The organism is Hyphomicrobium sp. (genome assembly GCF_019744875.1).
In the GTDB taxonomy this organism is placed as follows: Bacteria; Pseudomonadota; Alphaproteobacteria; order Rhizobiales; family Hyphomicrobiaceae; genus Hyphomicrobium_C.
Map to the genome: position 1 here is coordinate 13193 of NZ_JAIETU010000004.1, position 24832 is coordinate 38024.

At 63.6% G+C, this 24832-nt stretch carries 18 protein-coding genes, 3 tRNA genes and 1 pseudogene; 19 read left to right on the plus strand and 3 right to left on the minus strand.

What is annotated here, in order from left to right; all coding sequences use genetic code 11:
- The first annotated feature begins 440 nt into the window (after positions 1–440).
- The 7 genes from K2Y42_RS09340 to K2Y42_RS09370 all read left to right on the plus strand — a co-directional run bounded on the left by K2Y42_RS09340 (position 441) and on the right by K2Y42_RS09370 (position 6403).
- Positions 441–1154, plus strand: a complete 714-nt coding sequence (locus tag K2Y42_RS09340; RefSeq protein ID WP_291151495.1) for a peptidoglycan DD-metalloendopeptidase family protein — start codon at positions 441–443, stop codon at positions 1152–1154.
- A gap of 79 nt (positions 1155–1233) precedes the next feature.
- Positions 1234–1770 (plus strand): VOC family protein, encoded by a 537-nt coding sequence (locus K2Y42_RS09345; RefSeq protein WP_291151498.1) that lies wholly within the window; start codon positions 1234–1236, stop codon positions 1768–1770.
- A gap of 254 nt (positions 1771–2024) precedes the next feature.
- Positions 2025–3440, plus strand: a complete 1416-nt coding sequence (gene bcsS, locus K2Y42_RS09350) for a cellulose biosynthesis protein BcsS (RefSeq protein WP_291151501.1) — start codon at positions 2025–2027, stop codon at positions 3438–3440.
- Positions 3441–3844: 404 nt separating this feature from the next.
- Positions 3845–4717: a 3-mercaptopyruvate sulfurtransferase gene (gene sseA / locus K2Y42_RS09355; protein ID WP_291151805.1), complete on the plus strand. Its 873-nt coding sequence runs from the start codon at positions 3845–3847 to the stop codon at positions 4715–4717.
- Positions 4718–4808: 91 nt separating this feature from the next.
- Positions 4809–5492 (plus strand): VWA domain-containing protein, encoded by a 684-nt coding sequence (locus tag K2Y42_RS09360; RefSeq protein WP_291151504.1) that lies wholly within the window; start codon positions 4809–4811, stop codon positions 5490–5492.
- A 129-nt stretch (positions 5493–5621) separates the two neighbouring features.
- Entirely contained in the window at positions 5622–5837 is a 216-nt protein-coding gene (locus tag K2Y42_RS09365) for a CsbD family protein (protein ID WP_291151507.1), read from the plus strand.
- A gap of 74 nt (positions 5838–5911) precedes the next feature.
- Positions 5912–6403, plus strand: a complete 492-nt coding sequence (locus tag K2Y42_RS09370; RefSeq protein ID WP_291151510.1) for a ferritin-like domain-containing protein — start codon at positions 5912–5914, stop codon at positions 6401–6403.
- Positions 6404–6434: 31 nt separating this feature from the next.
- On the opposite strand, the gene K2Y42_RS09375 is transcribed toward K2Y42_RS09370, so the two are convergent.
- Positions 6435–8054, minus strand: a complete 1620-nt coding sequence (locus tag K2Y42_RS09375) for a glucan biosynthesis protein (protein ID WP_291151512.1) — start codon at positions 8052–8054, stop codon at positions 6435–6437.
- 296 nt (positions 8055–8350) lie between these two features.
- On the opposite strand from K2Y42_RS09375, the gene K2Y42_RS09380 reads away from it, so the two are divergent.
- The 9 genes and pseudogenes from K2Y42_RS09380 (at position 8351) to K2Y42_RS09420 (ending at position 21114) form a co-directional block, all read left to right on the plus strand.
- The gene (locus K2Y42_RS09380; RefSeq protein WP_291151515.1) at positions 8351–9502 is read left to right on the plus strand and encodes an efflux RND transporter periplasmic adaptor subunit; all 1152 of its coding nucleotides are present in this window, start codon (positions 8351–8353) and stop codon (positions 9500–9502) included.
- Positions 9503–9573: 71 nt separating this feature from the next.
- On the plus strand, positions 9574–12759 hold the full coding sequence (locus K2Y42_RS09385; protein ID WP_291151518.1) for a multidrug efflux RND transporter permease subunit: 3186 nt from the start codon (positions 9574–9576) through the stop codon (positions 12757–12759).
- Positions 12760–13121: 362 nt separating this feature from the next.
- Positions 13122–13206: transfer RNA gene (locus tag K2Y42_RS09390), tRNA-Leu, on the plus strand.
- Between the two features lie 101 nt (positions 13207–13307).
- Complete coding sequence (tig, locus tag K2Y42_RS09395; protein WP_291151521.1) at positions 13308–14663, plus strand: trigger factor; 1356 nt, start codon at positions 13308–13310, stop codon at positions 14661–14663.
- A 185-nt stretch (positions 14664–14848) separates the two neighbouring features.
- Positions 14849–15496 (plus strand): ATP-dependent Clp protease proteolytic subunit, encoded by a 648-nt coding sequence (locus tag K2Y42_RS09400; RefSeq protein WP_291151524.1) that lies wholly within the window; start codon positions 14849–14851, stop codon positions 15494–15496.
- 395 nt (positions 15497–15891) lie between these two features.
- Complete coding sequence (gene clpX, locus K2Y42_RS09405; RefSeq protein ID WP_291151526.1) at positions 15892–17145, plus strand: ATP-dependent Clp protease ATP-binding subunit ClpX; 1254 nt, start codon at positions 15892–15894, stop codon at positions 17143–17145.
- A gap of 411 nt (positions 17146–17556) precedes the next feature.
- Positions 17557–19980 carry an endopeptidase La gene (gene lon, locus K2Y42_RS09410; RefSeq protein WP_291151529.1) on the plus strand — a complete coding sequence of 808 codons (2424 nt, stop codon included), beginning with the start codon at positions 17557–17559 and terminating at the stop codon, positions 19978–19980.
- 329 nt (positions 19981–20309) lie between these two features.
- Positions 20310–20588: pseudogene (locus tag K2Y42_RS09415) on the plus strand (HU family DNA-binding protein); the annotation flags it as partial.
- 451 nt (positions 20589–21039) lie between these two features.
- Positions 21040–21114 (plus strand) — tRNA-Val (locus tag K2Y42_RS09420).
- Between the two features lie 184 nt (positions 21115–21298).
- Here the strand turns inward: K2Y42_RS09420 and K2Y42_RS09425 are convergent.
- Positions 21299–21634, minus strand: coding sequence for a hypothetical protein (locus K2Y42_RS09425; protein WP_291151530.1), 336 nt, complete (start codon positions 21632–21634; stop codon positions 21299–21301).
- A 173-nt stretch (positions 21635–21807) separates the two neighbouring features.
- Here K2Y42_RS09425 and K2Y42_RS09430 point away from each other — a divergent pair, with 173 nt between their 5' ends.
- The 3 genes from K2Y42_RS09430 to K2Y42_RS09440 all read left to right on the plus strand — a co-directional run bounded on the left by K2Y42_RS09430 (position 21808) and on the right by K2Y42_RS09440 (position 23236).
- A complete protein-coding gene (locus tag K2Y42_RS09430) occupies positions 21808–22323 on the plus strand; it encodes a DUF1993 family protein (protein WP_291151532.1) in 516 nt (171 codons plus the stop codon).
- A 148-nt stretch (positions 22324–22471) separates the two neighbouring features.
- A complete protein-coding gene (locus tag K2Y42_RS09435) occupies positions 22472–22987 on the plus strand; it encodes an AAA family ATPase (protein WP_291151535.1) in 516 nt (171 codons plus the stop codon).
- A 172-nt stretch (positions 22988–23159) separates the two neighbouring features.
- Positions 23160–23236, plus strand: a tRNA-Asp gene (locus K2Y42_RS09440).
- Between the two features lie 95 nt (positions 23237–23331).
- On the opposite strand, the gene K2Y42_RS09445 is transcribed toward K2Y42_RS09440, so the two are convergent.
- Positions 23332–24591 (minus strand): sensor domain-containing diguanylate cyclase, encoded by a 1260-nt coding sequence (locus K2Y42_RS09445; protein WP_291151538.1) that lies wholly within the window; start codon positions 24589–24591, stop codon positions 23332–23334.
- Positions 24592–24832 lie beyond the last annotated feature (241 nt).

Sequence of the window (24832 nt, forward strand, 5' to 3'; positions counted from 1 at the left end):
GCAAGGCGTATGCCACGGCTTTTCGGGAGGGTTGCAAAGTCCCCCCATGCGCACCGGAGGCGCGTAAGCCGCTTATTTTGTTGGTACTTACGTATGCCGGCCAGCGGCTCAAAACGGCCGGCAGAGTTGTGCTCAACTCTGCACGGAGCCCCCGCCAGGGGTGGCGTCGCTCCGAAATGCTTCACCCGTGTCCTAGAGTGGTACGCGCCCGCAGCGCACCCGCGATCCGGGCTCGGGCCGCCCGCGGTGATACCGAGGCGGTTCAACAGGGGTGATCGTGCGGCGCATTCGCAACGGGGGCCGCATTAAATTGTGCGTGCAATCGGCGCTTAAATTCGTTCTTATCCAATAAGATGCGAGCGATATAAGATAGTTAATATTAACCCTCGCCGGGGTAGACCACAGTGCTGCGTTTCGTGCTTCCTATAGGATCAATTCTCGTGCTGGGCGCCACGGGTGTCTCGGCTGTGGCGCATTACCTCGAGGGCGGATCTGCCGACGTGAACAAGGGGTATGACATCACTCGGAGCAAGCTCGTTCCGATCTATCCTGAGGGCTATCGCTGCTCCCCATTGACCTCTCTCTATGCGAGCTGGCGCGACGTCGACGGTTCGCGCCGGGATGAGGCGCACTCCGGTGTCGATGGTGGAGCGCTCGGGGACGACATCCTCGCGCCCGCATCAGGCGCCGTGAAAGCCGTGTGGGAAGCCAACTGGGGATGGGGCAAGGAAGGCGCGCTGCTCATCTCGCATACGGCCGCCGAGCTCAATCTCGATGACGGCGCGTCTCATTACCTCTCGGTCTATGACCATCTGAGGTATCAGGACATCAAGCACCTCAAGGCCGGTCAGCGGATTTCGCGCGGGGAGCGGCTCGCGACCGTCTACCGGCCGGGCGGTCACGCCTTCTACCTGCCTGAGGTGCACTGGGAGGTGTGGGAGGTTCAATCCGAGACGCTGACGTGGGTCACGAACCGGCACGGCGGCCAGGAATGGCGCAATCCCGAGGCCCGGCTCATCGATCCCTTGTACATGCTTGGCATTCACGAGCCGCCGCAAGACGGCAAATCCGTCCGCATCGTCCCGTTCGACCCAAAGGCGGATTACACGAATTTTCGTGGGTTTACCTACATCTTCCCCTGCCGGAAGGCCTGAGTCTGAGTCCAGGCGGCGGCGCGGTGGCATCCGGCTTGCAGACGGTGCTTTCAGTTTCCCTTTCCGACAGGAGCTGAAAATGCGTCGCTCGAAGTCCACCTCTGTCACCAAGTTCGCGCGTGGCCTCGCCATCGCCGGCCTCGCGGCCCTCGCCGTCAACTCCGGCGTGGCCCTTGCTGAAACTCCGGCCGCGGGCACGGGCTCTGAAACGGGCACGGTTTGGTGGTCCGAAATCCTGAGTTCCAATCCCGCCCGAACCCGCGATTTCTATGCCGGTGTCGCTGGCTGGACCGCGAAGACCGTGGCGGCCGTCGATACAACGCGCGCGCCGAACCCGGGCGAAGCCGAGTACACGGTCTTCATGCGCGACGGCGTGGAAGTCGCCGGTGCATCGAAGCTGGAAGCCGGCGATATGGATGACAGCCGCCCCGGCTGGATCACCTACATCCAGGTGGCGAGCGTCGATGACGCCGTCGTCGAGGCGCTGAAGAATGGCGGCCGCGTGCTGAAGGCGCCCTTCGACGATGCCAACAGCGGCCGCATGGCGATTGTCGCCGATCCCGATGGAATTCCGGTCGGTCTCGTGACGCCGAAGGCGGCTACTCCGGTGAACTGACCCGAGCCTGATGAGGCGTCAGGCGAGTTGATCTTATCCACAACATGCCTGGCGCATTTGGGTTGCTCAATCGTCCCTATCGAGGGGGGCGCGGGAAAATCTGTATCCTTTGCGCCAGCTTAGGGCCGGAAAATCGCGCCATGAGCGATACGGCCGTCGACAGACCGGCGTGAATCATTTGTTTAGGGGTATAGAGCTAAAATTTCGCCGGGACTGTAACTGCGTTTTTCCCGCACCGTTTATGGGGGCTTCCTATGGGAAAGCGCATTTTCACGTCTGTAATGGGCGGCTTCGCACTTGCGCTCATGGCAACGCCGTCACTCGCAGATGGCATGGTGTCGCTCAAGGACACGATTGAAGAGCCCGCCGCGCCGACGTGGTCCGGAATGTATTTCGGCGGCAGCATCGGCTACGGCTGGAACGATTCCGACAACGTCTACAACGACACTGACGGCGTACACTCGGTCGTCGGCGAAGACGCCGATGGCGGTCTCGTGTCGCTCGTCTGGGGCTACGACTGTCAGTGGGACCGCATCGTCGTCGGCGTGTTCGGAGACATCGACTGGTCGGACATTAGCCGTGGCCGCGACCAGGACGGCATGACGATCGACCGCTCCTACAACATTGGCGGCCGCATCGGTTATCTCGTGAGGCCGACGACCCTTGCCTTCGTGACGGCGGGCTACTCGCGCGCTCACTTCGATAACGACGGCTGGTGGGACATCAACGACGGCGGCGTGATCTATCCCGGCAGGGGCGACGCAAACTTCGACGGCTACTTCATCGGTGGCGGTCTCGAAACGATGCTCGGCAACGGCTTCTTCCTGCGCGGCGAAGTTCGCTACGCGAAGTATGATGCCGAGACCACGAACGCGAACAGCGATGGCGTCACGAGCTGGGTCGACAAGGAAGACCCTGAGATCGTTACCGCCAAGCTCGGCCTCGTCTACAAGTTCGACCGTGGCAGCGGACCGCTCGGTGGCGGATCGTCTGACGGCAACATCAAGGTCATCAGCTATGGCGGCGTCGATGTCGCCAAGGACATCTGGACCCTTTACTCGGGCAACCTGGTCGCTCTGAACGGTGACTTCACGCGCAGCGGCATGGTCGCTCGTACGTTCGGCTGGTATTCGGAATACGAGTACGGCGACAGCACGGGCTCGGTTGACGCCGAAGACCGCGCACTCGACGTCATGCTCGGCTACATGCACTACATGGGCCCGATGGTGGCCATCGGTTATGTCGGTATGGAAGTTCGCGACATCGATCTTTCGCCGGATGACACGGGCAACAAGGTGCGCGGCACTGAGACCGGCTTCAAGCTCGCCTTCGAGCTCGAGACGGGCGATGAGCAGCCGTACTACTTCGCGCTCGACACGAGCTACTCGACGGCGTTCGACACCTTCTACGGCAACGCACGCGTCGGCTGGAACCTCAACGGGACCAAGTTCGGTCCTGAGGGTGAGATCTGGAACGAGGAAGGCGACTCGACCTATCGCCTCGGCGCCTTCGCGGTTCTGCCCTTCAACCTGCGTCCCACGCTCCCGGCTGAAGTCTCGGTTAGCGGCGGCTACCAGTGGGTCGAGGACAACGATCGCGGCATCACCTTCGGCGGCGTTCGCGGTGGCGAGGGCGCCTACTTCAACTCCAATCTGAAGATCAATTTCTGATCCGGCTCGTCTGGATTGGCGAAAGACTGCGACCGCCCTATCGGACAGCCGATGGGGCGGTTTCTTTTGTGGCCCCACCCACTGCCGGCAGGCGCTCTGGTCGCTTGCAAGCGCGGCGGAGCCCGGTTTTCCGGGCTATCCGCCATGTTGGACGAAACGGGCGCCTAGAGTGCCGCGCGCGCTACTTGCGGCCGTCACATGTCGCCATTAGGGTACGGCGCGCTTCGGTGCCCGGGCATTCCGCCTGCGGCCCGCGCCGCCCCTTGGAGCCGCCAAGCTTCGCGGACCGGGGCGACGAGATGGCGCCGCTTCACGCCACGTTCCGGCCGCGACCCAGTGGCCACATGGACGTCGGCCTCGTGGACGACAAGCACTCGCGACAACACGCACTCAAGGAGGATTTCGTGCCGGTGACCGCCAAGAATTGGATCGTCGAGACAGAGTGGCTCGCCGAGCATTTGGATGCGCCGGACCTGATCGTGTTCGACGGCTCTTGGCATCTGCCGAACTCGGGGCGCGATGCGAAAGCCGAATACCTCGCAGAGCACATTCCGGGAGCGCTGTTCTTCGACATCGACGATCTCGTGGACGAGAAGTCATCGCTGCCGCACATGCTGCCGCCGACGCCGAAGTTCGCCTCGCGCATGAAGAAGATCGGCGTGGGCGACGGCATGCGCATCGTGGTCTACGATACCTACGGGCTGTTTTCCGCCGCGCGCGTGTGGTGGACGTTCCGCGCCATGGGGCATCAGGACGTGGCGGTGCTGAACGGCGGCCTCAAGAAGTGGAAGGCCGAGGGCCGGCCGCTTGAGGATATGGCTCCGGTTTCGCGGACCGCGCGTCATTTCACGCCGCTGCAGAACACGTCGCTGATCCGGGATATTGACGACATGAAGGGTTATGTCGCCGCCGGCAACATGCAGATCGTCGACGCGCGCCCCAAGGCGCGTTTCGAGGGCACGGAGCCTGAGCCGCGTCCGGGCCTGCGTTCGGGGCACATCCCCGGCGCCGCGAACGTTCCGTCGCCGACCATTCTCAACGCGGATGGCACGCTCAAGTCGAAGGCCGAGCTTGAGAAGATTTTTGCCGATGTCGGCATCAATCCGCTGAAGCCCGTGGTGACGACCTGTGGATCGGGTGTCACCGCTTCGATGCTGTCGCTGGCGTTGGCCGTGATCGGGCAGACCAACGCCGCCGTGTATGACGGATCGTGGGCCGAGTGGGGCCAGGAAGGGCTCGATACGCCGGTCGAAACGGGCCCCGCGAAGGCGCGCTGAGGCTGCCCCACTTCGACGTAATCGTGTAACATCTGGCCGGTGGCGCGCTCGCGCCTCCGGCCGTTTTCGTTTCCCCTGAAGGAGGCGCTCCGTGCGCGGCTCCGTTCCAGCATGCGTGCTGCTCGGCCTGCTTGCCCTGGTCGCGGGGCAGGCGTGGGCGGGCGACGATACGCGGTGCCTCGACGACGCCATGCTCGTTTTCGACGCGTCCGGATCCATGGCCGGAACGGACATGAACGAGCAGCGGCCGCACATCGCCAAGGTGCGCGATGCGCTCGACAAGGTTCTTCCCCAGGTCGCGCCGCGCCGCGATCTCGGCCTCATCGTCTACGGGCCGGGTCCGCATTCGCGCTGCGATAACGTCGAGCTGCGTTTGCCGCCTGCTCGCAACAGCGCCCAGACGATCATGGGCGAGGTGGACGGTCTGGTGCCGGCCGGGCAGACGCCGATCACGACGGCGGTGCGAGAGGCGGCTGAGGCGCTGGCGTTCCGGGAGAAACCCGCGGTGGTCGTGCTGTTGACGGACGGCGAGGAGACCTGCGGCGGCGATCCGTGCAAGCTTGCGCGGCAACTGAGGGCGGAAGCCAACCAGCTCACCATTCACGTCATTCAGTTCAAGGTGGCGGGTTCGACGTGGCTCGCGAGCGGGACGGGATCTGCGTGCATGGCGGAAGAGACCGGTGGACTCGCGCTCACGGCGCGCAACCGACAAGAGCTCGTCGAAGCGCTGCAGAAGACGCTGACGTGTCCGCTTTTTTCCCACGCGCGCAACTGAACCGCGAGGGCTGCGCAGGGGTCTGCTCCGCGCAAAACGACAGCGCGCGATGACATCGGAACCAACCGATCGCTTGAGCGTTGGTCCCACGCTCGCAATGCCGCGAGCATTTTCGCGAGGTTCTGATCCATGGGTAGCACGTCAGACAAGATTAAAGGTTACGCCAACGAGGCCGCCGGCAATATCAAGCAGGGCGTGGGCAAGGTTGTCGGTTCGAAGAAACTGCAAGCCGAAGGCGCCGTTCAGGAACTCAAGGGCGAAGCTCAGGTTGCCGTTGGCAAGACCAAGGAAGCCGTAAAGGACGGGGCCAATAAGGTCGCCGACAAGATCAACGAAAAGCTCTGATACGGATTCGTTCTCCCCAAAAAGGCCGGTCACCTGACCGGCTTTTTTTTCGTTGAAGCTTCTGGAGGAAACACATGAAAATCGAAAAGCTGAGCGACCTGTTCCTGCATACGCTGCAGGACATCTATTACGCTGAGAAGCGCATCGTACGGGCGCTGCCAAAGATGGTGAAGACCGCCGATTCTTCAGAACTTGCCAAGGCATTCGACGGTCATCTCGCCGAAACCAAAGAGCATGTCGCGCGCCTCGAAGACGTGTTTGCAACCCTCGATAAGAAGCCGAAAGCCGCTAAATGTCCGGCGATCGACGGCATTCTGGAAGAGGCGGGTGAATTGATGGAAGAAATCAAGGATCCCGATACGCGCGACGCGGCCATGATCGCCGCCGCTCAGGCCGTTGAGCACTATGAGATCACGCGCTACGGAACTCTCGTGTCGTGGGCAAATCTGCTCGGCAATACGAAGGCTGCGCAGATACTCGGCAAGACACTTAAAGAAGAGCACGGCGCGGATGCCAAGCTCACGAAAATTGCCGAGAGCCATCTCAATGAGGAGGCCGTCGCGTAATTCGTAGCACGAAGGTGCGTGCCTTCTCCGGTCAGGTTTCCGGGAAGTACTGAAAAACCCACGTTTCGGTGAGCGCGCGGTCGTCCTTGCGCAGGAACATGCGGATGTCGACCGGCTCTTCTCCGGACGCTTCGAGATCGAATAGCGCGCGCCAGCGCTCGCGCTGATCGACCACCGGATGGCAGTAGGCGTTGCTCAGCGTGCCGCGCGAGGGCGTGACGACGATCTCGACGCCGTCCTCGCGGCCGATGCCGCGGAAGACGCTGCCCTGGAAATCGACGACGAACTTGCGCACGCCTTCGGGCCGCTTGTGGCCGGGTCGGCCGCCGATGCCGGTCCAGGTCGCGGTCGCTTTAGCCAGCGCGCGTGGGAACGGAATGTCGTCGAGCCAGCGCAGCCGGTAGACATACGTGCGGCTCTCGCCCGCCTTGAACGGCGCCTTCGGGCACCAGTAGGCGGCGATGTTGTCGTGGATCTCGTCGTCGGTCGGGATTTCGAGCAGGTGTACCTCGCCCTCGCCGAACGGCGTGATGGGCTCGACCCAGACGGAGGCGCGCCGCTCGTAAAACACGCTGTCGTCGAGGTAGTGCACGAAGTCGCGGTCGCGCTGGAGCAGGCCGAAGCCGCGGATGTCGTTGTCGACGAAGGCGTTGCCCATGACGCGCGGGGGATTGTTGAGGGGGCGCCAGATGCGCTCGCCCGAGCCGGTCCAGATCGCGAGCCCGTCCGAGTCGTGGATCTCCGGGCGCCAATCGACGATCTGGCGGCGGCTCGTCTCGCCGTACCAGTACATGCTCGAGAAGGGCGCGATGCCGAGACGCGTGATGTCGGCGCGCGCGAACAGCCTGGCTTCGACCTCCATTTCCACGCGCGCGATGTTGCGGGCATCGACGTTGCGCTTGGCCGTGATGCGGTAGGCGCCTGTCACGCGCTGGCTGTCGAGATAGGCGTAGACGGTGAAGATCTGGGCGTCGTTGTCGCCGCTTTCGAGCCAGAAATCGGTGAAGCGGGGGAATTCCTCGGGAGTTGGCGCGCCGGTGTCGATGGCCAGGCCGCGGGCCGAGAGGCCGTACTGGTTGAAGGGGCCGGAGGTGCGGAAGTAAGACGCGCCGAGGAAGGCCAGCCAGTCTGTCTTGAGGTCGGGCGCCATGACGCGGAAGCCCGCGAAGCCGACGTCGGGGGGAAGATCGCGGGCGGGATGGCCTTCGGGCGTGTCGAACAGGGCGGAGCTGTAGAGCACCTCCTGCGCCTCGCCGTCCTGGTAGAGGTAGACCTTGACGGAGTCGCGGGTCTGCTTGCCGAGATGGAAGAGCTGCACCGGCACCGCGCGATCTTCATCGAGCATCAAGGTGGCTTCGCGCCGGAAGCGGATTTCCTGGTAGGCGTCGTAGGTGATGCGGTCCAGGAGGTCCGGGGCGACGGGAACGGGCGGCTCCCAGGGCAGGGCTGCGCGCTCGCGGGCCCGCTGTTCGAGCAGGGCATACGAGAACTTTTCAGGCGCGCCGAGCTTCAGGCCGGCCTTTACTCCTGCCTTGGCGGCGACGCTCTCGGCGGCTGCCGGATCGGCAGCGGCCACGTTCAGCGTTGCGGCGAGGCCGGTGGCTGCGACCCCTGAGAGGATCTGCCGCCGATCGAATTTAGAGCCCGTCACGATCCAACTCTCTCGTTGCTGCTTTTTTGAGCGCCGTCCCTGTGTTCCCCGTACCGCAGAATGGCGGATGTTGCCAGCATCGACCGTGCACTGTCTTGCGAAACGCTTGGCGGGCGGAGCCCGTTTTGCCGTGCGCATGCTGACGACCGGCCTCCTCACGTCCGCGCACGGAGTGCTGCCGCTGGCGCGTGGGGACGAAGCGGAGGCCGGGCTGGGATTCTGCTGGTGCCACGTATAAAGAAGGGGTTCCAGATTTGCGTTTCATTCCCGTCCGCTCAGAATTCGAGAGATTAGCGATGCGCTGCTGCCGCGAAGCGCTTGGCACCCTGCTCCTGGGATTGCCGGCCGTGTTTCTGTTCTACTCCGCCGCGATCGCGCAAGCGCCTCCGGCGCCGAAAGTTACGGTCGCGCCGCCGATCGCGAAGCACATCACGACATGGGACGAATATTCCGGCCGCTTCGAGGCGGTCGAGTCTGTGGAGGTGCGTCCGCGCGTCTCGGGCTTCGTCGACAAGGTGCATTTCAAGGACGGGCAGATCGTCAAGGCGGGCGATCCGCTCTTCACCATCGATCCGCGGCCGTTCGAGATTGCGGCGGAAAGCGCGCGTGCCGAGATTGTCCGGGCAAAGGCGACCGTGGCGCTGGCGTTGAGCGAGGTGGAGCGCGCAGCACCCCTGGTGAAATCGGGTGCGGTGACGGAGCGCGACTATACGCAGCGCAGCGCCAACCTCAGCGTCACGGAAGCTCAGTTGCAGGTGGCGGAAGCCAACCTCAAGAACGCCGAGCTCAACCTTGAATGGACAATCGTCAAGGCGCCCATATCGGGGCGGATCTCGGACCGCAAAGTAGATATCGGCAATCTCGTCATCGGCGGCGCGCAAGGCACGACGCTGCTGACGACGATCGTTTCGCTCGACCCGATCCATTTCCTGTTCGACGTTTCGGAGTCCGACTATCTGCGCTATTCGCGCCTGGCGACGTCCGGCAAGCGGGCGTCGTCCCGCGACAGCTCCAATCCTGTGCGCATCCGGCTTTCGGACGAAACCGACTGGCCGCATGAGGGCGCGATGGATTTCGTCGACAACCAGCTCAATCCCCGGTCTGGCACGATGCGCGGGCGCGCGCTGGTGCCCAACAAGGATCAGCTGTTTGCGCCGGGAATCTTCGCCCGCCTGCGGCTGTTCGGCGGGGAAGTCGACGCATTGCTGGTGCCTGATGCCTCGATCGTGTCCGACCAGATGAAGAAGATGATCTTCGTGGTCGGAGACGACGGCCAGGTGCAGGGCCGCTCGGTGACGCTCGGGCCCATCTACGAGGGGCTGCGCGTTGTGACGGCCGGGATCGAAGCAAAAGACAAGATCATCATCGACGGCCTCGCCAATCCGATGGTGCGGCCGGGGACGAAAGTCACGGTCGAGACGGGCGAGATCAAGGCGGCGGCACCTTAAGTTCACGGCGGACACCTTTACGGGACACCCATTTTTATCGGGACTGGGGCAATCGCCCACGGAACACACCCATGCGCTTTTCTCACTTCTTCATCGACCGGCCGATCTTCGCGACCGTGCTGTCCGTGATCCTCACCATCGTGGGTGTGATCGCGGGCGCGTCCCTGCCGATTGCCGAGTACCCCGAGATCGCGCCGCCGACCGTGAACATCTCCGCCACCTATCCGGGCGCCTCGGCGGCCGTGATCGCGGAAACGGTCGCGGCGCCGATCGAGCAGGAGGTCAACGGCGTCGACAACATGCTCTACATCGTGTCGCAGTCGACGGGTGACGGGCGGCTTTCGATCAGCGTGGTGTTCAAGCCGGGCACCGATATCGACCAGGCGCAGGTGCTGGTGCAGAACCGCGTCTCGATCGCCGAGCCGCGGCTGCCGGAAGACGTGCGCCGTCTCGGTTTGACGGTTCTCAAGGCGTCTCCCGACCTGATGATGGTCGTGCATATGATCTCGCCGGACGGCACGCGCGACCAGCAGTACATCTCGAATTATGCCACGCTCTACATCCGCGACCGGCTGGCGCGCATCGACGGCATCGGCGACAGCCGCGTGTTCGGCGCGCGCGACTATTCCATGCGCGTCTGGCTCGATCCGGACAAGGTCGCCTCGCGCAACCTGACGGCGAGCGAGGTCGTGGCGGCGCTCCGGGCGGCGAACCTGCAGGTGGCGGCCGGCTCCATCAACCAGCCGCCGGCATCGTCCCCCGGTGCGTTCACGCTTTCCGTGCACACGCTCGGGCGCCTGACGACGCCGGAGGAATTCGAAAACATCGTCGTTCGCGCCGAGACGGGCGGCGAGGTGGTGCGCGTGAAGGACATCGCGCGCGTGGAGCTCGGCTCGCAGGATTACACCGTCAACGCCTACCTTTCGAATAAGGTGGCGACGGCCGTCGTGCTGTTCCAGCGGCCGGGGTCGAACGCGTTGGCGACGGCCGCTGCCGTCAAGGCGGAGATGGAAACGCTGGCGAAGGATTTCCCGCCCGGCGTCGCTTACACCATCGTCTACAACCCGACGGACTTCATTCGCTACTCCATCGACGCGGTGATCGACACGTTCATCGAAGCGCTGGTGCTGGTGGTGCTGGTCGTTATTCTTTTCCTTCAGACGTGGCGGGCGGCGGTCATTCCGATCATCGCCATTCCGGTGTCGCTGATCGGCGCGTTCATCGTCATGGGCGCGCTCGGGATCTCGTTCAACACGCTGTCGCTGTTCGGACTGGTGCTGGCCATCGGCATCGTCGTCGACGACGCCATCGTCGTGGTCGAGAACGTGGAGCGCAAGCTGACCGAGGGGCTGTCGCCCAAGGAGGCGGCGCATCAGACGATGGACGAAGTGGGCGGCGCGCTGATCGCCATCACGGCGACGCTGATCGCGGTGTTCGTGCCGACGGCGTTCATCTCGGGCCTGCAGGGTACGTTCTACAAGCAGTTTGCGATCACGATTGCCGCGTCGACGGCGATCTCGTGCTTCGTGTCGCTGACGTTGTCGCCGGCGCTGGCGGCGCTGCTGCTCAAGCCGCATGCGCATCACGATGCGCCGAAGAGTTGGGCGTCACGGATTTTCGGCGCGCCAGTGCGGCTGTTCTTCCGCGGCTTCAATGCGATGTTCGAAGGGCTTTCGCACGGGTATGCGAGCGCGACGAGCAAGATGATCCGGTTGCCGCTCATCCTGCTGCTGCTCTACGGCGGGCTCTTGTTCCTCACCTACAACCGCCTTGCGAGCACGCCCACGGGTCTCATCCCGCAGCTCGACCGGACGTATTTCATCACCGCGTTCCAGCTTCCGCCGGGCTCGACGCTCGACCGGACCGACGCGGTGGTGCGCAAGGCGTCGGAGCTCATGCTAACGCGTCCTGGCGTCTCGGATGCCGTCGCGTTCGCGGGCTTCGACGGCGCGACATTCACCAACGCGCCGAACACGGCGGTGATCTTCGTGCGGCTCGATACGTTCGAGGACCGCATCAAGGCGGGCATCACCAAGGATCAGATTTTGGGTGACCTGCGCCAGCAGATGGCGACCATCAAGGAGGCGTTCGCGTTCGTGATCGAGCCGCCTTCGGTGCCGGGCATCGGCACGGGCGGCGGTCTCAAGGGCTACGTGCAGGATCGGGCCGGGCGCGGCTATCCGGCGCTCGAGGGCGCGGCGTGGGCGGTCGCGGGCGGCGCGGGGCAGGTGCCGGGCATCGTGCAGCCGTTCACGCTCTTTAATACGCGTACGCCGCAGATCTGGGCCGACATCGACCGTACGAAGGCCGAGCAGCTCGGCGTGCCGATCGGGCGCGTGTTCGAGACGCTCTCGATCTACATGGGCTCGGCGTTCGTCAACGACTTCAATATTCTCGGCCGCACGTACCGCGTGACCGCGCAGGCGGACAATCCGTTCCGCGAGACGCTGCGGGACGTGTCTAACCTCAAGACGCGGAGCGATTCCGGCGAGATGGTGCCGCTCGGCTCGGTGGCGACCTTCTCGGATACGACGGGCCCGTACCGCGTGCCGCGCTACAATCTGTTCCCGGCGGCGGAAGTGCAGGTGGGGCTCGCGCGCGGGTTCTCGTCCGGGCAGGGGATCGCGTCGATCGAGCACATCGTCGACAGCGGACTGCCGTCGGGCTTCGGCTTCGAGTGGACCGAGATCGCGCTGCAGGAAAAGCTCGCGGGCAGCACGGCGGTGGTCGCGTTCGGGCTTGCGGTCGTGTTCGTGTTCCTGGTGCTGGCCGCGCTCTACGAAAGCTGGCTGTTGCCGCTGGCGGTCATCCTGATCGTGCCGATGTGCATCCTGGCGGCGATGATCGGCGTCAACTACATGGGCCTCGACCGCAACATCCTGGTCGAGATCGGGCTCGTGGTGCTGGTCGGGCTCGCGGCCAAGAACGCGATCCTGATCGTGGAGTTCGCCAAGCAGGCCGAGGAGCAGGGATTGAGCCGCTACGACGCCGCGGTGAGCGCGGCGCGGACGCGGCTTCGTCCGATCCTCATGACGTCGCTGGCCTTCATCCTCGGCGTGGTGCCGCTGGTGCTGGCGACGGGAGCGGGCGCGGAGATGCGCCAGTCGCTCGGCACGGCGGTGTTCTCGGGCATGCTCGGCGTGACGCTGTTCGGCCTGATCTTCACGCCCGTGTTCTATGTGCTGACCAGCCGGTTTGCGGGCCGGAAAGCGGAAGCGCGCGCGGGCGAGCCGGGGGCGGAGGCGGCTGGGGGGTAAGCCCCGCTCTCCGCCTATCGCGGGTGTCGTCCCTGCAACCCAAGTTCCTCCCTCGCGATGGATGAGTGGCGCTTGCGCGGATGCACCAACGGCGGAGCGTGCGCCCCGGTGCATCGGCACCCTTTTCCCTTACGTTGCGGGAAGAGGGAGAATGCCTTGATCTTCCGGGGGGGCCGCTAGTATATGTGCCCATCCTGGCGCGGCCCGTTGGCCCGAGCGGGGCCGGCTTCCTCTTTCTTTGCTGGTCCATCCGGGCCGGGACGTGCCTGTCCCGGCGTGCGGTCGCCGTGCCTTACCGATTTGAATTACAAGCGGGATTTGCGCCCAGCCTGACAACGGGCGCGCGGTCCCGGTCAAAAAATGCGGGCGTGGCGGAATTGGTAGACGCACTGGATTTAGGTTCCAGCGGCGAAAGTCGTGGGGGTTCAAGTCCCTCCGCCCGCACCAGGGGACCTATCGGAGACGGGCTCGTCGGCTGACGGGTTCAGCAGTTCGCCTCCCGCGGGAGGCGCAGGATTATTCGAGCGAAGCGAAGGCAGCAGGACGTCATGCAGGTTACGGAAACGAGTTCGGAAGGCCTCAAGCGCAAGCTCAAGGTCGTGGTCGGTGCAGATGAGCTTGGCGAGCGCTATACGGCGCATCTCGACAAGATCAAGGACCAGGTGCAGCTCAAGGGCTTCCGCAAGGGCAAGGTTCCGATTGCGCACATCAAGAAGGTTTATGGCCGCTCGGTCATGAACGACGTGCTGCAGGAAGCAATCCGCGAGACGAGCAGCAAGGCCATCAAGGACCGCCAGGAGCGTCCGGCAATGATGCCCGACATCTCGCTCGGCGAGAACGCAGCCGAGATCGAGAACGTCGTCGCGGGCAAGGCCGACCTTGCCTACGAGATGAGCTTCGAGGTGCTGCCCGAGGTGAAGCTCGCCGATTTCAAGTCGCTGAAGCTCGAGCGCCTCGTGTCCGAGGTCGAAGACGAGCAGCTCGAAAAGGCGCTGGCCGAGATCGCCGAGCGCAACCAGACGTTCGTTTCGGAAGAGGGTCGCGCGATCGAGACCGGCGACCGTGCAACCATCGACTTCAAGGGCACGATCGACGGCGTGGAGTTCGAGCGTGGCTCGGGTGAGAACCTGCAGCTCGTGATCGGCAACGCCAACTTCATTCCCGGCTTCGAGGACGGCCTCAAGGGCGCGAAGAAGGGCGAGAGCCGCGACGTCAAGGGCACGTTCCCGGCCGAGTATCCGGTGGCCGATCTGGCCGGCAAGGATGCCGTGTTCGCCGTCACCGTGAAGGACGTCGAAAAGCCCGTGAAGAGCGAGATGAACGACGAGTTCGCCAAGTCGCTCGGCACCGAAGGCATCGACCAGCTCAAGAGCCTCGTGTCGGCGCAGATCCAGCGTGAGCTGGACCAGGCCTCGCGCATGAAGCTCAAGCGCGAGCTGCTGGATGCGCTCGAGAAGGCGCATGATTTCGAGCTGCCGCCGACGCTGGTGGAGCGCGAGTTCGAGGCGATCTGGAAGCAGGTCACGGACGGGCTTGCCCGCGAGAACAAGTCGTTCTCGGATGAAGGCAAGACGGAGGACGAGGCGAAGGCCGAGTATCGCGCCATCGCTGAGCGCCGCGTGCGTCTCGGCCTCGTGGTCGGCGAGATCGGCGACAAGAACAAGATCGAAGTGACGCAGGACGAGCTGCGCCGCGCGCTCATGGAGCAGGCTCGCCAGTTCCCGGGCCAGGAAAAGAACGTCTACGAATATTTCGAGAAGACGCCCGGCGCGATCCAGGAGCTGCGGGCGCCGATCTTCGAGGACAAGGTGATCGATTTCGTTCTCGAGCTGGTGAAGCCGGCCGAGAAGAAGGTGTCTCGCCAGGAGCTCTTCGACAGTCTCGAAAAGGCGACGGAAGCCTAAGGCCGAGTTGGCCTTTTGCCGCCAGGCGGGCGCGTTTTTGCAGGCGCGCTTCGCCGGTGTGTGTGGCAAGGGGCTTGAAGTGGCGCGCCGCTATGCTGATTTGATGTCTCGCCTGCCGACCGATTCGGAGGCTTGAGGCCGCGGCCCAAAGCCGGGTGCGGTCAATCCAAGGAGCAACACCTCACATGCGCGATCCCGTCGCCACTCTCACCGGTTCCTTCTGGCCCATGGTCGTCGAGCAGACGGCACGCGGCGAACGGGGCTACGACCTGCCCTCGCGCCTGCTCAAGGAACGCATCATCTTCGTGACGGGGCCTGTCGAAGACCACATGGCCGCGTCGATCTGCATGCAGCTTCTCTTCCTCGAGGCCGAAAACCCGAAGAAAGAGATCTCCATGTACATCAACTCGCCCGGCGGCGTCGTGACCGCCGGCATGGCGATCTACGACACGATGCAGTTCGTGAAACCGCCGATCGCCACGCTGTGCATCGGCCAGGCGGCCTCCATGGGCTCGCTGCTGCTCTGCGCCGGCAACAAGGACATGCGCTTTGCGCTCCCCAACGCCCGGATCATGGTGCATCAGCCGTCCGGCGGGTTCTCCGGCCAGGCATCGGACATCGAGCGGCACGCCGAAGACATTATTAAGATGAAGCGGCGTCTGAACGAAGTTTACGTCAAGCATACCGGCAAGCCGTATGAGACGATCGAAAAGACGCTCGATCGCGATTACTTCATGACTGCTGATCAGGCCAAGGATTTCGGCATTATCGACCGGGTGCTCAGCCAGCGCGACGACGTCGAGATCAAGAGCGGCGACGGAAAGCCGGCGTAAAGCCTGGCGTTTATCGGACGTTGGCCCCAGCGGTGTGCCGTAGGGTCGCATAACGTCCGATCTCCGTGCCCCCGGCACGCCTTTTGATATGCTGGGATCTGCCCGCCTGCGTGGCCGCATTGGGGCCACGCAAGGTTGGCACGCTAGGCTGATCTGTCGGTCCGACAAGCAACCTTGGCAACGTCGCGTCAAGGCTGTGGTAATCGGGCCGTCAGGCTCGTCAGGGCTTGGATAGACATTAATCGAATCTTGATCTCGGGAACGCTAGCGTGCTGAGATCGGGTTTAGCGGTTTTATGTCATCGCAGCGGATGGCTTGGACCCTTTCGTAAGGCTCAATAGAGTCTCGTATTTTCGCAAATTCCGGCACTTCCCGGCTGCGGGTGAGAGAACAGAATGGCTCAGGAAAAGAACACCCTTTACTGCTCGTTCTGCGGCAAAAGTCAGCATGAGGTCCGGAAGCTGATCGCCGGCCCGACCGTGTTCATCTGCGATGAATGCGTCGAGCTGTGCATGGACATCATTCGCGAAGAGAACAAGAACACGCTGGTCAAGTCGCGCGACGGCGTGCCGACACCGCAGGAAATCTGCACGGTGCTCGACTCGTATGTCATCGGTCAGTTCCATGCCAAGCGCGTGCTCTCGGTCGCGGTTCACAACCACTACAAGCGCCTGAACCACGCAGCGAAGAACAACGACGTCGAACTCGCGAAGTCGAACATCCTGCTCGTTGGCCCCACGGGTTGCGGCAAGACGCTGCTCGCCCAGACGCTCGCGCGCATCCTCGACGTGCCGTTCACGATGGCGGACGCGACGACGCTCACGGAAGCCGGCTACGTCGGCGAGGACGTCGAGAACATCATTCTCAAGCTGCTGCAGAACGCCGACTACAACGTCGAGCGTGCGCAGCGCGGTATCGTCTACATCGACGAAATCGACAAGATCAGCCGCAAGTCCGACAACCCGTCCATCACGCGCGACGTGTCGGGCGAGGGCGTGCAGCAGGCACTGCTGAAGATCATGGAAGGCACGGTTGCCTCGGTGCCGCCGCAGGGTGGCCGGAAGCATCCGCAGCAGGAATTCCTGCAGGTCGATACGTCGAACATCCTGTTCATCTGCGGTGGCGCGTTCGCGGGTCTCGAAAAGATCATCGCGCGCCGCGGCAAGGGCACGTCGATCGGCTTCAGCGCCAAGGTGCTTGGTCCCGATGAACGCCGCACCGGTGAGGTGCTGCGCGAGGTCGAGCCCGAGGATCTTCTGAAGTTCGGCCTGATCCCGGAATTCATCGGCCGCTTGCCGGTGATCGCGACGCTTGAAGACCTCGACGAGACTGCGCTCGTGCAGATCCTGTCGGAGCCGAAGAACGCGCTCGTGAAGCAGTATCAGCGCCTGTTCGAGATGGAAGACGTCAAGCTCACGCTGACCATCGATGCGCTGAAGGCCATCGCGCGCAAGGCCATCGAGCGCAAGACGGGCGCTCGCGGTCTGCGGTCGATCATGGAAGGCATCCTGCTCGACACGATGTTCGACCTGCCGGCGCTCAAGGGCGTGGAAGAGGTCGTCATCGGGCCGGAAGTGGTCGAGGGCGGCGCGCGGCCGCTCCGGATCTACTCCGAGCGGGCCGAAGAAAAGGGCTCGACGGCGTCCTAACGGACGCCGCCGGCTTCGCTCGCCGCCGCCGCGCCCAACCGGGAGACCGGGGGCGAAGGGCGCGGAGCACGCGAACCGGCGATCACCGGCGATCTGGGGCCTTCAGCCGAGCCTCTGGCTTACCGGGATGCTCGGGCTACCGGGATGGGCGCGCACGGGGCTAGGTGCTTGCGGCGGCATCGGCCGCGGCGAATGCACATCCTCGATAAGGCCGGATTGATAAGGTGGGGAACCATCCCCATCTTTGTTTATGACGCCGACTTTCGACCATTTCCTACCCTTATGATCTCGATCACAGATGCCACGTGGGTTTCCCGCTTTCGGCCTTAATGAGGCGGGTCTCGACAGTTAAGGTGGGCTCGTGAGGCCAAGGGTAGGCTGCGCGGCACAACGCTAAACGGGTGACGATACATGACCGACGAAAAGCAGACGAAAGACAAGGCCGGAGCGAAGGACCACTATCCGGTTCTTCCGCTGCGCGACATTGTCGTGTTCCCCTACATGATCGTGCCGCTTTTCGTTGGCCGCGAAAAATCCATCAACGCGCTCGAAGAGGTGATGCGCGCCGACAAGCACATCCTGCTTGCCGCGCAGAAGAACGCGGGTGACGACGACCCGGCGACGGACGCGATCTACCAGGTCGGCACGCTCGCCTCGGTGCTTCAGCTTCTGAAGCTGCCGGACGGCACCGTGAAGGTGCTCGTCGAAGGTACGGCGCGCGCGAAGGTGCTGCGCTACACCGACAACCCGAACTACTTCGAAGCCGAGGTCGAGCGCATCCCTGAGACGCTGGGCACGAAGGGCGAGATCGAAGCGCTCGCGCGCTCGGCCGTCTCGCAGTTCGAAAACTACGTCAAGCTCAACAAGAAGATCTCGCCGGAGGTGCTGGGCACCGTCGCGCAGATCGAGGACTACTCGAAGCTTGCCGACACGGTTGCCTCGCATCTCGCGGTGAAGATCGCGGACAAGCAGGACGTGCTCGAGACGACGGTGGTCTCGGACCGGCTCGAGAAGGTCTACACGCTCATGGAGAGCGAGATCTCCGTGCTGCAGGTGGAGCGTAAGATCCGCTCGCGCGTGAAGCGCCAGATGGAGAAGACGCAGCGCGAGTACTATTTGAATGAGCAGATGAAGGCCATTCAGAAGGAGCTCGGCGACACCGAAGAGCGCGATGACATCGCGGAGTTCGAAGAGAAGATCGAGAACACCAAGCTCTCGAAGGAAGCCAAGGACAAGGCCACTGCCGAGCTCAAGAAGCTCAAGCAGATGAGCCCGATGTCGGCCGAAGCGACGGTGGTGCGCAACTACCTCGATTGGCTGCTTTCGATCCCGTGGGGCATCAAGGGCAAGGTCAAGAAGGACATCGCCGAAGCGCAGGCCGTGCTCGACGCGGAGCACTACGGTCTCGAAAAGGTCAAGGAGCGCATCCTCGAGTATCTCGCGGTGCAGGCGCGCACGAACAAGCTCAAGGGGCCCATCCTCTGCCTCGTCGGTCCTCCCGGCGTGGGTAAGACGTCGCTTGGCAAGTCGATCGCGAACGCAACGGGACGCGAGTTCGTGCGCATGAGCCTCGGCGGCGTGCGTGACGAAGCGGAGATCCGCGGCCATCGCCGCACCTACATCGGTTCGATGCCCGGCAAGGTCATCCAGTCGATGAAGAAGGCGAAGCGGACCAATCCGCTGTTCCTTTTGGACGAGATCGACAAGATGGGTCAGGACTTCCGCGGCGATCCCGCGGCGGCGCTGCTCGAAGTGCTCGATCCCGAACAGAACGGCTCGTTCAACGATCACTACCTCGAGGTCGACTACGATCTTTCGAACGTGATGTTCGTCACCACGGCCAACACGCTCAACATCCCGCCGGCCCTGATGGACCGCATGGAGATCATCCGTCTCGCCGGCTACACGGAAGACGAGAAGGTCGAAATCGCCAAGCGCCATCTCCTCACCGAGCAGCGCCAGGCGCACGGGCTCGAGCCGGCCGAGTGGATCGTCGAGGACGGCGCGCTTCTGGAGCTCATCCGTCGCTACACGCGTGAAGCCGGCGTGCGTTCGCTCGAACGCGAAGTCGCCAAGCTTGCGCGCAAGGCGGTGAAGGAGCTGCTCACGTCCGAGAAGAAGTCGATCACGGTTACGGCCGAGAACGTCGGAAGCTATCTCGGCGTGCCGAAGTATCGCTACGGCGAAGCAGAGCTGGAAGACCAGGTCGGCATCGTCACGGGTCTGGCGTGGACGGAAGTTGGCGGCGAGCTGCTGACGATCGAAGGCGTGTCGATGCCCGGCAAGGGCAAGATGACCGTCACGGGCAACCTGCGTGACGTGATGAAGGAGTCGATCCAGGCCGCGAACGCCTACGTGCGCTCGCGTTCGATCGAGTTCGGCATCCATCCGTCGCTGTTCGACAAGAAGGATATCCACGTGCACGTGCCGGAAGGCGCGACGCCGAAGGACGGTCCGTCGGCCGGTGTTGCGATGGCGACGGCGATCATCTCGATCCTCACCGGCGTGCCGGTGCGCAAGGATGTGGCGATGACCGGCGAAATCACGCTGCGTGGCCGCGTGCTGCCGATCGGCGGTCTCAAGGAGAAACTGCTCGCGGCATTGCGCGGTGGGATCAAGACCGTGCTGATCCCCGAGGAGAACGTGAAGGATCTCGCCGATATTCCGGACGAGGTGAAGAAGAAACTGGAGCTGATCCCCGTTGCGCGCATGGAGGACGTGGTGAAGGCTGCGCTCACGCGCGTGCCTGAGCCGATCCAGCTCGACGAGCAGGCGGAAGCGGCTGCGGTTGCCGCCGATGGCGCAGAGGGCGGTCCCCGCGCCACCGCGCACTAGCACGCCGACGCTTCGGCGCCTTCCGTGAGGCGCCGAAGTGCAACGTTTGACCTTATCAAAGCGAGCGGTGAACGAGGTTTTGCAACCCTCCGAGCCGCTCGCTTTTTATCGTTTCGAAACAGGCGCCGAGGCCGGCTTTCGTGGGGCTCGGCTGCTCAATTTTTACCCCGGATTTTCGGGCCCTCAGGGTCGATTTGCCCCTTGACGAGGCCCGTATTTCGGGGCTTTTGTGCGCCCACTAGCGCTGATCGTTCGAGATCTCGGCGCGCGCCAGCGGCGCTTCTCCCAGCCATTCTGGACACTCGAAAAATAATTCCAGTCACGAGGAAGTAGAAATGAGCAAGAAAGATTTGATCGACGCTGTTGCCAAGGAATGCGAGCTGACGAAGGAGAAGGCGGGCACGGCCGTTGATGCAGCTTTGGCGCACATCCGCAATTCGCTCAAGAACGGCGACGAAGTGCGCATCCCCGATTTCGGAACGTTCAAGGTTACGAGCCGCAAGGCGCGCGAGGGCCGCAATCCCGCGACCGGCGCAACGATCAAGATCCCCGCTTCGCGCGTCGCCAAGTTCACGCCGTCGAAGGGCCTGAAGGACGCGCTGAACTAAGCGCGCCGCATTGTTGGGGCGTGGGAAGGCTGACATTGGATACAGAGAGCGCCGTGGCCATGCCGCGGCGCTTTTTTTGTTTTCGGACACAAGCTGAGAGAGGCTTCGTTCGACAAACGTGGTGCTTTGTGGAGGGCCGGCGCATTGGCGCCGGGGGCGCAGTCGCGCCCCGCGGTTGCGGCCTTGCCGGCCGCAACCGACGTGGGGGCTTGTGTGGGCGCCGTTGGCGCTTTTTTGTTTTCGGACGCAAGCTGAGAGAGGCTTCGTTCGACAGACGTGGTGCTTTGTGGAGGGCCGGCGCATTGGCGCCGGGTCGCTTTGCTCCCGGGCGCTTCGCGCCGCGTGGGTGACAAAGAAACTCGCGGGTGTGATTGCCTGGGCGGCCGCGGGCGAGAATGGTCTGTCAGGCCCGCTTGCAGTTGCTGCCAGAGGCCGGTAAGGAATGCCTACCGGGCGATTAGCTCAGCGGTAGAGCGCCTCGTTTACACCGAGGATGTCGGAGGTTCGATCCCTTCATCGCCCACCATTTTCCAGCGACACAAGCTGAGAGAAGCTTCGCTTAATCCGCGTGGTGCTCTGTGGATGGCCGCGACACTTGTCGCGGGTCGCTTTGCTCCCGAGCCCTCCGGGCCCAAGTACAAGGCAAACCCTTTGGGCCAAGTGCGACACAGCCGAGGCGAGCGGCGCGATGCGGATGGCCAATGCTCAACTCACTTCGGCGCGAGTAGCTCTTTGGTGCGGATGCGATAGGATGCGTTGGCGCTGAGCACGATTTCGGTTTGACGCTGTGGGTTCCGCGGCATTGCGGTCTGCACGTTCAACCTGCTCAACTGGCACTGACTGGCGATCGTCTTGAGGAGTTTGGCGCACTCGCTGCCTGCGATCTCGTAGAGCTTGCTGCGGCCAGCCTGCAGCGCGGTCTCTTGCGCATCGATGTCGGCGCTCTGATACGGCACGATCAGGCTGAAATTCACGCTGACGTCGGTGGCGCGCAATTGCGGGTCATCGAGGGGCGATTGCGCCTGCGTGGCGGCCAGCGGCAACATCACAACGGCGGCGGCAAGGAGGGCTGTTGAATGGAAGCGTTGCACGACTTAAATCCGCGATGACTTGAACAGACGCAGTGTTTGCGATCCCTAGTCCTAAGTGCCTTTCATCAACAGCGGCTGAACGACTGCGGCATGTGGTTAAGGCCGGCTCAACGAAGCGAGAAATGAAAATGACGGTTTCGATGTATGAGATCGCGGTGCCGAGCTTTACGAAGCATCTCGAGGCGCTCGATGCGATCCTCGACAAGGCGGCGGCGCACTGCGAGGCGAAAAAGATCGAGCCCGAGGTGCTGCTCACGGCCCGGCTCTATCCGGACATGTATACCTTCACGAAGCAGGTGCAGTCGGCCTGCGATTTCGCGAAGCTCTCCATCGGGCGGCTCGCGGATCTGAAACCGCCGGTGCACAACGACACCGAGAAGACCTTCGCCGAATTGAAGACGCGCATCGCCGAGACGCTTGCCGTGCTCGCCGAGGCGAAGGCGGAGCCGATGGAGGCCGCCGCCGACCGCGAGGTGTCGATCAAGGCGGGGCCGCGTGAGCTCAAGTTCTCGGGCCGCGAGTACCTGCTGCACTTCGCGCTGCCGAACTTCTATTTCCACTGCGCGACGGCCTACGGCATCCTGCGCCACAACGGCGTGGAGATCGGCAAGCGCGATTTCATGCGTCGCATGCCTCCGGCGTGACATGCGACGCACGCCTTCGGCCAGTCTATGGCTTTGCACGCCTCCGGCATGGCACTTTGCTTCGCACGCCTCCGGCATGACTTAGGTTTGCACGCCTCCGGCATGACCGCCATTTTCAGGAGAGCCCAGCATCGAGCGCTTCATCGTCGTGACCGGAGGGCCGGGATCGGGCAAGACGACGCTCATCGAAGCGCTGGGCGCACAGGGCTATCCGGCGATGCCCGAGGCGGGGCGGGCGATCATCCAGGATCAGGTGGCGATCGGCGGCGCGGCGCTGCCGTGGGGTGATCGCCTTGCGTTCTCCGAGCTGATGCTCGGCTGGGAACTCAGATCCTATCGCGAGGCGCAGCGGCACGCCGGCACAGTTTTGTTCGATCGCGGGATCCCGGATGTGGCGGGGTATCTCGCGCTCTCGGGATTGCCGGTCGGGGCGCATGTCACGCGGGCCGTGGCGGCCTTTCGCTATCGGCCGGACGTGTTCATTGCGCCGCCGTGGCCCGAGATCTTCACGTCCGATGCCGAGCGCCGGCAGTCGCCCCACGAGGCGGAGGCGACCTATCACGCTTTGGCGCAGGCTTATTCCGAGGCCGGATATAGACTTGTCCCGCTGCCGCGCGCACCGGTAGCGGAGCGCGTGCGGTTCGTTCTGTCGCGGATCGGCTGATCGGATCGGGCAGCCGTGGCGGCCTGCGGCAATCCTCCCTGGGCCGGCAATCCAGGCCCGCGAAAAAACTGCGCGAATTGGCCCTCCGCGTCGCTTGACTTGAGGGCCGTGACCTCGTATTTCGACGCTTCGCTTTTGCGTCGCGGCCCCACGACAGGGTCCGATGCGGATTGCGGGAGTAGCTCAGTTGGTTAGAGCGCCGCCCTGTCACGGCGGAGGCCGCGGGTTCAAGTCCCGTCTCTCGCGCCATTTTTTCTGCTGACACAAGCTGAAATAGGCTTCGCTCAAAGGGCGCGGTCGCGCCCCGCAGCCGCGGTCTGGCTGGCTGTGTCCCGTTCCCTTTCTCAGAGATCGTCGACGAACGCGAACCGGTTGCCGCCGGCGCTTTTCGCTTTGGTCAGTGCGTTGTCTGCTTGGGCGAGCAGGGGCTCGACCGTGGACGGCGCTCTGAAGGCGAGAGCGACGCCGATGCTGACGGACGGTCTGAGTGCCGGGTCGCTCGCCAACTGGGCCACCTTGTCGGCGAAGTCCTCGCAGATGACTTTTGCAAGTCGCGCCGCCTCATCGCGCGCGCAATCCGGCAGCAGAACCGCAAATTCGGTGCTGCCGAGGCGGCCGAAATCGTCCGCGTTGGGGAGGGCCGCGCGTGCGACCCGCGACAGGATCTTGAGCACGTCGTCTCCCACGGCATGGCCGAAGATCGCGTTGATCTGCTTGAAGCGGTTGATGTCGAAGAGGAGCAGGGCAACGTTGGAGTTCGACGGTGCCGCGTCGGCGAGGAGATTGCGGCTGCGTACGTTGAATGCCCGCCGGGTAAGTGCGGCCGTGAGCGCGTCGTTCGTCACGAAGCGTTGCAGCAGGACCTGGAACTCGCTTTGCGCGGCCATCATGCTCGCGACGGTGATGGGTGTGAGAGCCACCATCGCAACGGCAATGCGTATAGACAGGGCTGAATGGACGTCGCTGGCGTTTGCGCCGATTTGAATGGCCCCGGCCGAAATTGCAGCCAAGGTCCAGGCACTGAAGAGCAACGTCACGATGGCTGTACCGGGCAAGCCGATGATCAGCGCGCACCAAAGCAGGGCCGGCACCGGAAATGCCAATGCGCCCGGCCCTCCGATCCAAAGACTGGCGATGCATGTTGCGATCAACGCGAGCAGCGGCGGTGCGCGCGCGAGCCACACGCGCCGATCGGGATTTCGCCAGTTTCGAAAGGTCGATGCATTGAGTGCCGGAAACGTCAGGATCACGGGCAGGATGGCGATGTAGTTCACGAACTCCGTGACGAACCAGAACGTCAGGCCCATCAGCATGGTGCCGTGGAACAGGACTGGATTGATGAATGCGCCGACGATGCCGGCGGCTGCCGCCGCGGCCGTGGTGATCAGGCACATGCGGAGCACAGAGGACGGGTGTTTGAGGTTCCGTTCCGGCTCTTCAAAAAAAGACATGTAGAGGGCGTAACCGAAGGCGACGCCTGAAACATTGCCGGCCGTCAGGAGGAGCGTTTTTAGGACGGTCGAGCCCGTTGCAAGATCGGCGGTCATGTAGGCCGCGATGGCGGCCGTCCAGCCTAAGGGCGTCGCCAGCTCGGGTCTGCGCACGAAGATGCCAAGCAACACGGCGTTGGCGGGCCAAATGCTGCGAGCAAGCCCGCCGGGCGGGTGACGATGCCCAGCATGCAGGCCGCCAGAACGAGGCCAAAAACCATTCCTGCCTGGCCTGCGGCCTCTAGGGGGGGATCGTTGGGCAGTCGGTGTGGCCACGGACGGGTCGAGGTCAGGGGGAGGCACTATTGTGTAGTCGGAGTGTCAGATTTTTCTCTATGCGGGACAAGGGGCAATC

Bases quoted from the DNA above. Each gene is read 5' to 3' on its own strand.
- K2Y42_RS09430 (WP_291151532.1), top strand. From the start codon at position 21,808: ATGACGGTTTCGATGTATGAGATCGCGGTGCCGAGCTTTACGAAGCAT.
- K2Y42_RS09380 (WP_291151515.1), top strand. From the start codon at position 8,351: ATGCGCTGCTGCCGCGAAGCGCTTGGCACCCTGCTCCTGGGATTGCCG.
- tig (WP_291151521.1), top strand. From the start codon at position 13,308: ATGCAGGTTACGGAAACGAGTTCGGAAGGCCTCAAGCGCAAGCTCAAG.
- clpX (WP_291151526.1), top strand. From the start codon at position 15,892: ATGGCTCAGGAAAAGAACACCCTTTACTGCTCGTTCTGCGGCAAAAGT.
- K2Y42_RS09370 (WP_291151510.1), top strand. From the start codon at position 5,912: ATGAAAATCGAAAAGCTGAGCGACCTGTTCCTGCATACGCTGCAGGAC.
- K2Y42_RS09385 (WP_291151518.1), top strand. From the start codon at position 9,574: ATGCGCTTTTCTCACTTCTTCATCGACCGGCCGATCTTCGCGACCGTG.
- K2Y42_RS09365 (WP_291151507.1), top strand. From the start codon at position 5,622: ATGGGTAGCACGTCAGACAAGATTAAAGGTTACGCCAACGAGGCCGCC.
- K2Y42_RS09400 (WP_291151524.1), top strand. From the start codon at position 14,849: ATGCGCGATCCCGTCGCCACTCTCACCGGTTCCTTCTGGCCCATGGTC.
- K2Y42_RS09345 (WP_291151498.1), top strand. From the start codon at position 1,234: ATGCGTCGCTCGAAGTCCACCTCTGTCACCAAGTTCGCGCGTGGCCTC.
- bcsS (WP_291151501.1), top strand. From the start codon at position 2,025: ATGGGAAAGCGCATTTTCACGTCTGTAATGGGCGGCTTCGCACTTGCG.
- K2Y42_RS09425 (WP_291151530.1), bottom strand. From the start codon at position 21,634: ATGTTGCCGCTGGCCGCCACGCAGGCGCAATCGCCCCTCGATGACCCG.
- lon (WP_291151529.1), top strand. From the start codon at position 17,557: ATGACCGACGAAAAGCAGACGAAAGACAAGGCCGGAGCGAAGGACCAC.